Here is a 12,607-nt window from a genome sequence, read left to right on the forward strand (position 1 = left end):
GTTTTTGATTCCGATTCCGTTTCAACTTTTCAGATCATACTTGCGTACTATTCCATATTTATCCGATCTGATTTTTATGTATGGTAACGTTTAATATATGGCATTTAGGGCAGAGGACAAACGATTAATTATGGTTTTGTACTAAGCCAAACTTTTGCATTTTGATTTATCTTTTTTATCATAAAGCCAAATCAAAAGATTTGGCGACACCGCAAATAAAACCAAGCTTTTTGAATAAACACTAAACCGCCCTATTTGCTATATATAGTGTTATCAAATGTTTAATTTTTTCCAAGACCAGGTGGTGGCGGAGGTGGAGGAGGAATATTTGGGTATTTTTCTCTCACCTCAATCAGCTTTAGTACTTGATCATCTCTTCGTTTTATTTCGCCATTTTTCTTAAAAATTATTTTAGAAATTTTTGGTTTATTATTTTTAATTTCAAGCTCGATATAAACTTGGAAAAGGTATTTTATTTGTTTTCCTTTTTCATTATAATATGTTCTTTCGTACCATAACGTTGTATCATCATTTTTTAGATAAGAACCTGGTTGTCCATCATCATAAGGAAATTCCTTAGAAATTTCTTCACACATACTTTTTAGATGAGTCAAGTCAACATTATTATTATCCAATAAATTACTTACAATTTTTTCAGGTTTATTTTGTTCAACCCAGTCCAAAGTGGTTACTGCAAGCGCTAGTTTTTTCCAATCACCACCCCCATTATCTAGGCATCTTTTTTGTCCATAAAGAGTTGATGACAGTAAAATTACAGCTATAATTATTTTATTTTTCATATTAATATTTGATAACGTTTAATATATGTGTCGTAGCTGTGGCAAATGTTACCTAACTGTCGACGTTTTCTGCGCATTGGTTGCTATATTTTTCCTTTTGCAAGCATTGCGCCATCATAAATATACAAAGACCTTTCGATCTATCACTAAACAGCTATGATCAAATATATCTTGTTATAGCGCGTACTGTTTTTCTGCGTTTTACTCCGAAATCATTCCATTTTTCGGTTAATTTTCCGCAAAACACTTCATTTAGCCGTCCGAGTGCTGTCCGTCGCACGTTTTGATTGCGTTTTGCTTTCAAATACCAGTTAAACTTCCGCAATACATTTCATTTAATCGTCCGAGTACTGTCCGAAGTTGCGTTTTGATTCCGAAAACTCCTTCATTTTTACGTCTGAGTATTGTCAGTCGTTGCGTTTTTATTTTCAGATTCTGGTTAACTAATTAATTTTAAGAAACAGTTTTTTGTCAATTTAAGATTCCGATTCCGAACCGATTTTTGAGATCAAATTATCGCAATATTCCGTTATTTATGGAACCTGATTTTTTATGAGCTATAACGTTTAATATATGTGTCGTGGCGAAGCAAATTGTTACTGAGCCATCGATATTTCTGCGCAGATTTTATACTTTAATTAGGCTTTAAAATCTATGCGCCATCCTAAATATACAAGAACCTTTCGATTAATCACAAATCTCAGCCATGATCACATATATAGTGTTAACTACTTTTTATTTTCTTTTAATGGGTGTTTATATCCAGGATATTTCTTTTCCATTTTATTCATTACTTCAACTTCCTCATATCCAATTTCAGGGTTAGTCGTGTTAATTTTTCCAAAAAACATCTCATCTTCATGCCAATATGATAAACACCATTGATTTGATTCATCAAAGACCACTACATCATCCGCAAAAAATAATGTTTCGCAATTTTTTATGATCATTTTCCACGTCATAATTAAAGGTCCATTTCCATAATTTGGTAAAACATAAACCCATTTTGAAAATGGAATTCCTCTGTTATAAAGCCATTTTTTTATTATTTGTTCATCTTCACCTACAGATATTTTTTCAACATATTTAAAGTTCTTTTTTTGAAAAGGTTCCCACATTGGACCAGTGTGAAATTTTGAGTTTTCAAAATATTTGTATAGAAAATCAGAGGCTTTCTTATCCAAGAATTTAATTTGATCTTTATGCTCATTAGGTAATGAATCGAAATCTTCTGGTGATCCAAGACAAGTCCAGATATCTGGTCTTTCTATTTCGTGTTCTTTTATATTATTGAAATCAATCACTCTAATTGTAGTTAACGTCTCTTGTATGGTGCGTTTGCTTCCCGAAGGGAGCAAATGAACTATACAAATTGTTATAAGCTTTTTATTTTCTGTTTACAATCCAGTTAATATCAGTTTTCAAAGTATTATTTACTTCGGATTCCTTTATTCCAATAAACCCTGAAACGAAATTCATTTCTAACTCTTTGTTAGCATATTTCCATTTAAAAGGGACTATTGATAGACCAGATGGAAAATCATCTAGTTTCAATTTAGAATAATTGGAGTCAATTAATCTAGGATTTTTAATTTGTACTTTATGAATCTTATAATTGTCAAAATTCAAGTCGTTAATTCGAATAGTTTTTAAGATTTGATCTTTAGAAATAGATTGTTTACTATAGTCGATATTGCCATTCTGTTCAGTAATACTTGATTTTAAGTACGGGAAGAAATCAGCAATCCAACCAGTAATAAAAGGACCTCCAGATTCATTATTCTCTTTGTATATAGAATTCCAAAAATCAATATTACTTTCTCCTTCTAATGTTTGAATAATCTTGTTAATATTGTCAGATATTTTATCAATCCACCATTCTAAATTATACTTCCTTAATACTTCCAAAGCATTTAACATTTTAGTATAATCCGCAACAGTTCCTTTAATTTCTATTTCTGGAATTCCGCATAAAGAGACAAATTCATAATCAAAATAGTTTGACATTGAATCCATAAATGCTATTTCGAAGGCATTTATTTCTTTTTTTGTTGATGTGGAAAATTCTAAAACAATATTTGAGTATAAGTCTTCATTTATTGTTTGCGTAATTTTATTTGTGAATTCAGGAAAAATTTGTTCCCACGGATTATACTCTCCAATTACAAAGTCATCTCTTCTGACTTGGATTGTTTGTTTCTCATCAACTCCTAAGATACCTTTAAAATCATCCGAATTGAGTTTAATATGTTCAGAGAATCCTTGGCAAATTAATAGCCAAATGTCATCTGGAGATATCGCTACAGGTTTATGTTGGTTAAAAGCTAATTGAAGCATAAGCAAGAAATGATTTGTATTAATAATTTCTTCGTTTAGTTCAACATATTTAGAGTTTTTGTCTATTGATGACCCTTCAATTTCGTTGGTTAAGATAGACTCAAGAATAAAACTCCCATTTACAGAATTTAGAGCTTCTAAATTTATTTCAACATCAGCAGCTTTTATTGTTAAGCCTTTGTCTTCTATTTTATTCATCAAATGATTTTGGTATTGCTTATAACGGTCTAGTATATGAAAAGTAGCGCTGATTTGCACGCTATCCATTCGGTTATACTCAAGCCGAATTTTTAAATTTTTCTATTTATCTTTCTTTTCCCAAATAGCCAAATTTAAAAATTTGGCGACCTCAAAAAAGTGCCCGAACCTTTGTGTTTGCAACGAATTTCGCTATTTTTTATATGCGTTGTTGGCAACTGGTTTTCTTCTCAATAATTGTTGTTGATACTCTAAACTATTCCGTTTCATTGTTTTTAGTTGTAAAATAATTGCAATCAAAGGCGTGTCTCGAAATAAGTATTCAATCAATTCAGTTCTATTTCCATATCCGTCCTGTGTATCATTCATTGATAGAGCACCTTGAATTCTTTTAATATAAATTGGATGGTCAAAGTATTTTAAAATTTCGTTACCATATTCTTTAGTCAGCTTTTTGTATTTGATTGCGTTTTTAGATAGAGTGTCGCCGTTAAAAAAATAATCATTTCCTCTTTTATATCCTCTGAGCAACTTTTGGTCGTCATAGATTTTGCCATTATGATAAGTCAAATTACCATATAATTCATCGATTATTTTATCAATCTTATTAGTATAAACTTTTGTTGTACTGTCAATTTCTTTTGTTTCGTTATCTAAGCGGTTCTCTATTTCCAATTCGGATATTTCGAGTTTAATCTGTTCGTTTAGATAAAAGATATTAAAATCTAATTCGTTAATAAGCAACCCATACATTGCAAAGTCATTTTCATAGTTTTTCTCATTACTTTGTTTTCCATTGCAAGAAATCAGTAGAATCGTAAATAATAATATTGTAAATTTCTTCATTTCTTCAAACTTGTTGCCAACGTCTCGGCTATGGTTAGTACGGGAATTAAAAGTAGTGAACTTTCGATTAAGCACTTAGCCAAAACTTTTTATTTTGTTTTATCTTTTTGTCTTGAAGCCAAATCAAAAGATTTGGCGGTGATAGCTTATATTCCAGCTTTATATCTTAAACAACTAAACCCGTATTAATTATAGCCATTGTTAGCAAATGTTATTTTTCTCTTAATGCCAATCGTATGAACAAAACCTACATTGTTTTGCATTTGGTGTGCGAGCTATTTTTTTACATTTTGGACATAAATTCAGATTCAATTCGTTTCTGTGTTCTTTATAAATCCGAGTAGCTGTTTTTACTTTGAATTCCTCAAATCCGTTTTCTAATAATTTTAAAACGTTTTTATCTGTGGTAATATGTCTGTCTCTTACTTCAATTAATTTTGGATGTAGATTTTCTCGGTTTCCAAATTTTAACATCCCAATATTATGGTTTCTTGCCTTTTTTTCAAGGTTAGTATTAAATTCATAACAATATTGATGAATATATTCAATCAATTCAGGATAGATTCCGTCCACAATTTTAGTCTTTTTGATATTTGTAAATTCTGTAACCGTCTTTTTGCTCAAATCCATTTGGCATATATCCTTTTTTCAAAATTCCGTCTGCTATGATTGCCATATTTAATCCCATAGCATCATTTAACTCGTCTGAAATCATTAGTGTTTCTTCCTTGTCGTTAAATGATTCAGTTACATAATTTCGAGCATCCTCAATCGTAGTTAATACCTTTTCTTCCAATTTTGTATTTGTTTTTAGTTTATCTTTTTTATGACATTTACATTCAGAGTCTTGAAGTTTAGCCATTTCTTCACATATAGATTTAGATGCTTTCATTCCGTCTTCATCACAACTCTCATATTGTTCAATCATTTGTCCGTTTTTCAAAACTTCACATACTTCGCATTGTTTTTTGCAACTACTTAATAAAATGATTATTAATAAAATGTATAAGTGTTTCATTGTTGGTTTTTAATATTTGCTAACGCCAAATATATGAATCGGAGCGAGGCAAGTAAGCCTAAGCCAATTGATCTATCTGCGCTTTTTTATTTATTGTTTAATTTATAAAAACCTAGCGCCACTGCAAAAAGGAAAAAACCTTTTGATCTAGCACTAATCTTTGCTCTGATTTTATATATGATGTTATAGAGTGTTTTCTATTTCTTTTACCCAACTAATTTGGTCATCAGTATCAGGTACAGTTAATGTTCTAGTTTTACTTAAAAAATCAAACACAGATCCAGAATCAAAACCATTCTTTATTAAAACACTTGCAGCAACAATAGAAGTTCTTCCAATTCCCATTCTACAATGCACAACAACTTTCTTATTTTCGTTTAACCTATTGTTTATATTAGTTATTAATTCGATAAAATCGCTAATATTTTCAGGAACTCCTCTATCTTGAATAGGAAAACTTATAAATTCAATATCATATTTTTTACAAAGGGCTTTCTCTTTTTCAATTTCCAATTCTGTTTCTTCATATTTTTTTAATAATGAAATAACAGTATCAACCTCTTTAAAATTCAGGTCTCTAATTTCATCTTCTAACCAATCATTACCTTTTGGCCTAGCCATCATTCCAATTTTTCCTTTTTTTAACTTGTCAATCCAGTAAATTCTCATTTGTTAAATTTAGGGGCTATACTCTATAACGTCTCGGCTATGGTTAGTACGGGAATTAAAAGTAGTGAACTTTCAATTAAGCACTTAGCCAAAACTTTTTATTTTGTTTTATCTTTTTTGTTCTAAAGCCAAATCAAAAGATTTGGCGAACTTGGTTTAAAGCTCTTAACTTTGGGTTAAGCACCAAAACTCGTATTAACTATAGGTATTGTTGTGCTTAGTTTACTTCAATTACTTTATAGCTAAATGGGCTTTTGTGGTCTTTGTAAATAACATTTCCACAATCACATTTAACGTCCCAAGGTCGCCCTACGTTTTCCTGCGTACTGATAGTATTTTCTTTTTCACAATTTGAGCAATTCAAAGTAAAGTATACTCTTGTCCAACCGAATTTAAAATTCGACTTAACATTATATTTTTGATCAATAAAAGGTTCGTATTCAAAGTCAATTAGATAATTTACTTGAATATGATCAGATTTTTTAATTAACTCTCTACTTGTTAATTTACCAGGGAATCCATTACATTTCTTGCGCGGCGTACAAATTCCTTTTTCAGTTATATTTTCAAATACTATTGTTCTATGATCTCTTTGGCAATTAATACAAGGAATGGATATTTCCAATTCATCAGCAACACTAATAAAGCTTTCTGGGTCAACTTTAAATTCACATTTCAGTCTATATTGATATTTACCCATTATTCATTTTAATTAAGCACAACGTTCCGTGTATGGTGTCGTAGCATCCCGCAGGGTGCTATGCACTATACACATTGTTGTATGCCGTTTTTATTTTATTCATTTCGTTTTTCAGCGTTGGGGCAACCATACTCTTTGACAAGTTTTGGCTCGTGCGGTTAGCCTTTGAGCGACTTGGCAATGTGTATGGTTGCTGAGTGCTGGTCATAACTGTATTATATTGCTTGTGCTAAATTTATATTACAAAAGGTATAAAGCATATGCTCATTTCCAGGAGCACATATAAAATCAAGGTAAGCTTTGTTTATAACCACACCAGTCTTTCTCTTTGGATTTCCTAATTGATTTTTAAACGCACTTACAATGGCTCTTAAATTTGTTATATCATTACTTAATACGAACTCTGCATGGTCTGGTAAATAGTCCTCATGAAAGTCATCTTTCACTTGTTTATTGTGAGAGCTTAAGTAGCTATTAAATCGTGTCTCAATTTTAAATACTGATTTCCAAGTTTCCACTTTTTCTGCCTCAGTTGGATCCTGTTGCACTACATCAAGTTTATAGTAACCGTATGGGTATTTTTCCTTCTCTTCATCTGAAAGAGAACCAACATCAGAAAAATTATTTACCGATAATCTTACGCCTTGATTTGATTCATAAGGGTAAAATGATTCCCTTCTAGTTCCATCATCATTGTGAAGAACATCAGCAGTTCCCTTCACTCCACCTTGGTTGCATTTATCACACATTGGCACCAAATTGGAAAAGTTCACAGCATAGATCGGGTACTTAGATTTATATAGCCAATGATCATAATCGTCTTTGGCTTCACCTTCTAATAAAGCGTATTCATGTAAGCCACAAAATGGACATACACGCCCTGAATCATTTAAAGTTTTAAAACTGGTGTAATGATTTCTTAAAGTTGTTCCAAGTTTATCTTGAATGGTTTTATTTGTTCCTAGTGCTGTACCATAAAAATGATCTTTAAGAACTGTTTTTAGTGCCGCATGCAGATCTGCAGTATAATTTTCAGAGAGAATTACAGCCTTTGTCTTTTCATCACAAAGACTTTTAATATCTAGACCTGCCTCAAATTCATCAAATAATAATTGGCGATTAGCTGGGGTAAGTTTTTGATATTCTGTATGTAAGTCAATAAACTTATCCTCAAAGCTTTTATTCCCTGCTTGTGCTTTAGAATTTGCCATAACATCTCGAAACCATTCAGGGAATAGGTTTCTAGAATATGCACAAACAGGAATTGAGTTTCTTAGAAATTCAAAGACGACTTGATTTACTCTTTCAATAGCATGTGAAGGATATTTCAAAGTATAAATCATTCTTCTGTTCCTTTTTCAATGATTAGCTTATTCAGTTTTTGAAGGATCATAGCCTTCTCATGTGAATCACCATACTTTGATAAAGCATCATTTAATTCATTGATATCATCTGACTTTAGATCTTCTAACATGTCTTTCCATGAAACATCAGCAATCTGTCTCTGCTTACCAAAAAACTCATTGATTAAATTTGTTACTGATGTTCCATATGTATTAATGGTCACTTCTTCTGGTCCATTTCGTTTATCCGCTTTTAACCAAACTACATTGCTCTTTTTTGAATCAGAGATCATGAATGGCGAATGAGTGGTTAGAACAATTTCTTGTTCACGATCATCTTCCGTTGGATTCATTTTCATGCACTCATTTATCAGCCAAATAAACTTTGACCTCCATTCAGGATTAAAATGAGTTTCGGGTTCATCTAAAAGAAATAGAGTACTTGTGCTATCTAATAGAATAATACTCCCTAAGACTTGCAGTAATTGATGTTCACCATCAGAAAGATGTTTATAATAGATTGGATCAGTAACACCTTCTTTCTTAAATGAGATATTACCTAAATGAAAAAGCTGTTTCTCAATCTCATATTTAGGGATTAAGTCAGAGAGGTTTTCACTTGTTCCAGCTTTAGCAGATTTGACAGTTTTACTGATATTTCTACTAATCTTTTCAATATTAAGTGTTTGGAAAAAATAAAGCACTCTGAATAACCTATCTGCAGAATTGAATTTTTCTCTGAAACCAGTTAAAGTAGCTTCATTCATTTTGAAGTTGAAGGATAGCTTAGTGAAATCATGACGAGTGGTACTGTTATTTTCTTCATCAAAAAGAGCATCAATCGCTTTAAAGCTTTCAATTGCTTCTTCTAATTCATCTGGAAGATATTTTTCAAACGTCTTTGGCTTTTTTAATGATAATTGGATAGAAAATCCATTTAGTTCATTTACTTCAATCTCGGTTTTTAAAATAGACAAGTCTTTTGTTTCTCCCAGTGGTGAGAGTGCCTTATCGAAAATAAAGTTAGAAACGGTTATCAGTTTTGAAACATTGTAATTCAGAAATTGGAAACGATTCATTTCTAACTTAGAGTCAACCGCTTTATTCTTCTTTCTCTTTAAATCTTCATAGTATTCGAAATTCAGTTTTACAAATGGATTGCTCACTAATTCGTTTAAGCCAGAAGAATAACCAATGATGTGATTTGGAAGCACTTTACTTAAGCCATTATTGTAAAAATCCTTTACTTCAATCTCTTTTTCATTGAATGATAATTTAACCGCAGGCAATTCATCAACTGGCTTAGAAACGAGTACTAGTTGGTTTTGATCGAGGTCATCAAAAGTAAGGTCACCTAATTCGTCCCAAGTAAATCCTGCACCTGCTAGCGTAAGTTTTGGGAGGTAATAATCTAACTCAAAGCCGAAGGCAGTTTTGAAATTATCTAAATCCTTTTTTGAAGAACGATTAAAATTCTCGAGATAATAAAACATCTCTGCAACCACCTCTAAGGCATTGGATTTACCAGAACCATTTAGTCCAACAAAACAAATAGGCTCAATCTGTTCGTTTGCTATTAAAGAGCGGTTGAAGTTAATTTCATAACCAGCAGGCAAACCACGAAAACGGGATAATAATTTGATTCGCTTAAGCTTCATATATTGTACTTGAAAATTACTTGATGGGTTGAGCCGCTATATTCCGTTCTTATTTTTTCTTCAGATAAGAGATCCTTAATAAAGCCTTTTACCAATGAAGTAGTATAGTCAATACCTTGTTTGGCTAAAATCTCTTCAATTTGCGAAATGGAAAATTCTTGATAGCCAAATCGGCCTTTAATGATTTGCTCGAGTTTCTCAATAGTAACTGCCTCTGCGCTGACTTCATTTGATAAATCTTCCAAATTTGTTTCAGACATATTTAATTTATCAAATTGAGAGATATCCACCTTACTCAAATCCAATTCTCCTTTAAAGGCTGTTTGGCTTATACTTCCGTATAGATTGTTGAGCTCAGATAGGCTATCTTTAAATTGACTTTTTATTCTCAACGTGAATTTTACAATTTTTTCAAACTGATTTTGAACTTCAATTGAGGGAAGAATAAATTTATATGAAAGGAGAGCTTTTCTATTGATTTTTGGAATATTTGCTCTATCAGAATTGCTGTTGGCATGACTTAAGAAATGCTGAGATTGAAGTTTAAATTTTAAAAAGTATTTATTAAGTATATTTTTATCCATTGTTTTGATTGGATAAACATCAGCACTACAAATACCAGTAAAATTCATAATAGCAACTTTATTTAAGTACGGACGAATTTTACTGTATAATATGTATTCATCAGTAAATAGATATTTACCGCTTATTAAATTTTCTTCTTTTGCTTTTTTCAGATTTACTAAGTTGCCTGTTTCGGATTCTATATTTGCACCTCCAACATGGAACATTTCATTATATGGCGGTTCATTTGGACTAACCAATCCTGATTGAATTTCAATAACATCATTCAATGAAATCGTTTCTCCTTTAGTATGCTCAAACATCTCTGAGAAAGTAGATTTCAAAAATTCATCTAAAAGTTTAATACTTTCTTCTCTTTTCTGGATAAGATTTTCGCAATCGAATAGTACTTTAGCTATTCGTTTTTGATTGTCAAGTGATGGGAGATAAACTTGGAATTTGCTCAAATCATCCTTATTGAAACCAGCTTGTGCTGCCCTCACTCCAACACTTAAAATAAAATTTTGAAACAAGGGTGCTTTTAATAAAGCTAGGAGGTATTTTTTTGATAATACTTTTTCATTTGGGATGGTTTTCATTATTGCAACATTGTAAGCTCCTTCCAACCCTGTAAGGATTTTTCCAACAGAAGCCCCATATCTTCCAATCAAAACATCATCAGTTTTGCAGGTCTTTAGTCTTTTTGATACTTTGACATACTCCACATTATTTTTGTGGCTCTGAGTAAAATCACGAATTTGAAGCATTCTAACATACCCTTCTTTCTTACTTTTAGACCATTCCTTTTTAGGTGGTTGAGAACCTCCTTGGAAATCGCATATATCTGTGAGTTTATATTTTTTGATTTCCATTAAATAAACTCTTTTAATTCGTTTAATCCTTTGACTATCTCATGCTCTAATCCATTTTCTCCAATTAGCTTGTCTAATATGACATTTGGTTTTTCATAAACAATTTCTTCATAAACTTCCTCTTTGTATTTATTGTAGCTCAAGTCATAACCTTCTTCTACGATTTCGGATTTCGACACATAGAAATATTTCACTTTCCCTGTTCTATCATTTTTGTCTGAATCAAAGGGTATTTGAAATTGTTTGACAATATCCTGAAGGTCTCCATGACCACTTTCATTTTTTGAACGCTTGTCATCTAAACTGTAGCCATCCGATTCCATATCATAGAACCAAACATTTTCAGTTTCTCCACCTTTAGTAAAAATGAGTAAAGCAGTACTAACACCTGCATAGGGTTTAAATACACCGCTAGGCATACTAACTACAGCTTTCAATTGGGAATTTTCAATCATTAATTTTCGCGCAGCTTGAAACACTTTACTAGAACTGAATAGAACTCCTTGCGGTATAACAATGCCAGCAGTACCGCCCATTTTCAGCATGTTGTGGATACGTTCAATAAAAAGTAATTCCGTTTTGGTTGTTTTTAGATTTAACTCTTCATTGATGTCTCCTTTATCTATGTTACCTGTAAATGGAGGGTTCGCCAAAACGATATCATATTCAGCAGTCTCATTATAGCCTTTACTCAAAGTATCTTTATAATCTACTTTAGGACTTTCAATACCATGCATCATAAGGTTCATTAAACCCAAACGAACCATGGTTTGGTCAATGTCATAGCCTTGCAGACTATCACCTAAAATCCCTTTTACATCTTCGGTTAAAAGTGCACTTCTGCTGCTTCTAATAAAGCCATCTTCATCAGGCTCTTTGTTAGCTTTATCCTTATCTAATTGAGTTACCATATACTGATAGGCTCCTAAAAGGAAACCACCTGTACCACAGGCTGGATCCGCAACTTTTTGTCCCAGCTTTGGATTCACCAATTCCACCAATAATTTTATGATATGTCTAGGAGTTCTAAATTGACCATTTTTACCAGCAGCTGCGATTTCACTCAATAACATTTCATATACATCACCTTGTATATCTTGAAAATCTTGTCCTTTTTCACTGGCATCCTTTTCCATCTCTTCATAGATTTCATCTATGCTTTTAATTGCCTCAAGAAGTAAAGAAGGTTTTGGAATGATGAAAACAGCATTTGCCATATGCTTGGTAAAAGGGGAGTCATCCTTGTCCAGTTGCTTTAAAAACGGAAACACAAAACGCTGTATATGATTAAGCATTTTATCTGATGGCATGCGTTTAAACTCACTCCATCTTAACTTTTGCTTGTCAATACCATTTTGTTTTTTCTCTTTATCTTCCGTAGTCAGATAAAAAGTACCTGAAAACATAGATGTAAAATCATCACCCGTAAATTCAGCATTGGCCAAAGATTCTAAATCGTTTTCATCTAACTTTTTCATGAAAAGCAGATAGGTGATTTGCTCAATAGCTGTAAGTGGATTTGAAATTCCACCACTCCAGAACTTATTCCAGAGGTCGTCTATTTTTGATTTTATTTGCGAATTGTTACTTAGTAAACTCATG

Annotated in this window: 12 protein-coding genes; all 12 read right to left on the reverse strand. The window is 32.0% G+C overall.

Annotation, left to right across the window (positions count from 1 at the left end; translation table 11 throughout):
• Positions 1-281: 281 nt before the first annotated feature.
• On the reverse strand, positions 282-800 hold the full coding sequence (locus BMY33_RS22685; protein WP_091412796.1) for a hypothetical protein: 519 nt from the start codon (positions 798-800) through the stop codon (positions 282-284).
• A gap of 728 nt (positions 801-1,528) precedes the next feature.
• Entirely contained in the window at positions 1,529-2,104 is a 576-nt protein-coding gene (locus BMY33_RS22690) for a hypothetical protein (protein ID WP_091412798.1), read from the reverse strand.
• 82 nt (positions 2,105-2,186) lie between these two features.
• Entirely contained in the window at positions 2,187-3,335 is a 1,149-nt protein-coding gene (locus tag BMY33_RS22695; RefSeq protein ID WP_170837159.1) for a DUF4419 domain-containing protein, read from the reverse strand.
• Positions 3,336-3,527: 192 nt separating this feature from the next.
• On the reverse strand, positions 3,528-4,181 hold the full coding sequence (locus BMY33_RS22700) for a hypothetical protein (protein ID WP_091412801.1): 654 nt from the start codon (positions 4,179-4,181) through the stop codon (positions 3,528-3,530).
• Positions 4,182-4,403: 222 nt separating this feature from the next.
• Positions 4,404-4,811 (reverse strand): hypothetical protein, encoded by a 408-nt coding sequence (locus BMY33_RS22705; RefSeq protein WP_091412803.1) that lies wholly within the window; start codon positions 4,809-4,811, stop codon positions 4,404-4,406.
• On the reverse strand, positions 4,759-5,199 hold the full coding sequence (locus BMY33_RS22710; RefSeq protein WP_091412806.1) for a hypothetical protein: 441 nt from the start codon (positions 5,197-5,199) through the stop codon (positions 4,759-4,761). Before BMY33_RS22710 ends, BMY33_RS22705 begins: the two co-directional genes overlap by 53 nt.
• A 183-nt stretch (positions 5,200-5,382) precedes the next feature.
• Complete coding sequence (locus BMY33_RS22715; protein WP_091412808.1) at positions 5,383-5,868, reverse strand: protein-tyrosine phosphatase family protein; 486 nt, start codon at positions 5,866-5,868, stop codon at positions 5,383-5,385.
• Positions 5,869-6,085: 217 nt separating this feature from the next.
• Positions 6,086-6,568 (reverse strand): hypothetical protein, encoded by a 483-nt coding sequence (locus BMY33_RS22720; protein WP_091412810.1) that lies wholly within the window; start codon positions 6,566-6,568, stop codon positions 6,086-6,088.
• A 215-nt stretch (positions 6,569-6,783) separates the two neighbouring features.
• Positions 6,784-7,911, reverse strand: a complete 1,128-nt coding sequence (locus BMY33_RS22725) for a hypothetical protein (protein ID WP_091412811.1) — start codon at positions 7,909-7,911, stop codon at positions 6,784-6,786.
• Positions 7,908-9,569: a restriction system-associated AAA family ATPase gene (locus tag BMY33_RS22730; RefSeq protein ID WP_091412813.1), complete on the reverse strand. Its 1,662-nt coding sequence runs from the start codon at positions 9,567-9,569 to the stop codon at positions 7,908-7,910. The genes BMY33_RS22725 and BMY33_RS22730 overlap by 4 nt, the downstream gene beginning before the upstream one ends.
• The gene (locus BMY33_RS22735; RefSeq protein ID WP_091412815.1) at positions 9,566-11,005 is read right to left on the reverse strand and encodes a restriction endonuclease subunit S; all 1,440 of its coding nucleotides are present in this window, start codon (positions 11,003-11,005) and stop codon (positions 9,566-9,568) included. Before BMY33_RS22735 ends, BMY33_RS22730 begins: the two co-directional genes overlap by 4 nt.
• On the reverse strand, positions 11,005-12,606 hold the full coding sequence (locus BMY33_RS22740) for a type I restriction-modification system subunit M (RefSeq protein ID WP_091412817.1): 1,602 nt from the start codon (positions 12,604-12,606) through the stop codon (positions 11,005-11,007). Before BMY33_RS22740 ends, BMY33_RS22735 begins: the two co-directional genes overlap by 1 nt.
• Position 12,607 lies beyond the last annotated feature (1 nt).

The organism is Aquimarina amphilecti, assembly GCF_900109375.1.
In the GTDB taxonomy this organism is placed as follows: domain Bacteria; phylum Bacteroidota; class Bacteroidia; order Flavobacteriales; family Flavobacteriaceae; genus Aquimarina; species Aquimarina amphilecti.

Bases quoted from the DNA above. Each gene is read 5' to 3' on its own strand.
- BMY33_RS22720 (WP_091412810.1), bottom strand. From the start codon at position 6,568: ATGGGTAAATATCAATATAGACTGAAATGTGAATTTAAAGTTGACCCA.
- BMY33_RS22685 (WP_091412796.1), bottom strand. From the start codon at position 800: ATGAAAAATAAAATAATTATAGCTGTAATTTTACTGTCATCAACTCTT.
- BMY33_RS22730 (WP_091412813.1), bottom strand. From the start codon at position 9,569: ATGAAGCTTAAGCGAATCAAATTATTATCCCGTTTTCGTGGTTTGCCT.
- BMY33_RS22735 (WP_091412815.1), bottom strand. From the start codon at position 11,005: ATGGAAATCAAAAAATATAAACTCACAGATATATGCGATTTCCAAGGA.
- BMY33_RS22695 (WP_170837159.1), bottom strand. From the start codon at position 3,335: ATGAATAAAATAGAAGACAAAGGCTTAACAATAAAAGCTGCTGATGTT.
- BMY33_RS22725 (WP_091412811.1), bottom strand. From the start codon at position 7,911: ATGATTTATACTTTGAAATATCCTTCACATGCTATTGAAAGAGTAAAT.
- BMY33_RS22700 (WP_091412801.1), bottom strand. From the start codon at position 4,181: ATGAAGAAATTTACAATATTATTATTTACGATTCTACTGATTTCTTGC.
- BMY33_RS22715 (WP_091412808.1), bottom strand. From the start codon at position 5,868: ATGAGAATTTACTGGATTGACAAGTTAAAAAAAGGAAAAATTGGAATG.
- BMY33_RS22740 (WP_091412817.1), bottom strand. From the start codon at position 12,606: ATGAGTTTACTAAGTAACAATTCGCAAATAAAATCAAAAATAGACGAC.
- BMY33_RS22710 (WP_091412806.1), bottom strand. From the start codon at position 5,199: ATGAAACACTTATACATTTTATTAATAATCATTTTATTAAGTAGTTGC.
- BMY33_RS22705 (WP_091412803.1), bottom strand. From the start codon at position 4,811: ATGGATTTGAGCAAAAAGACGGTTACAGAATTTACAAATATCAAAAAG.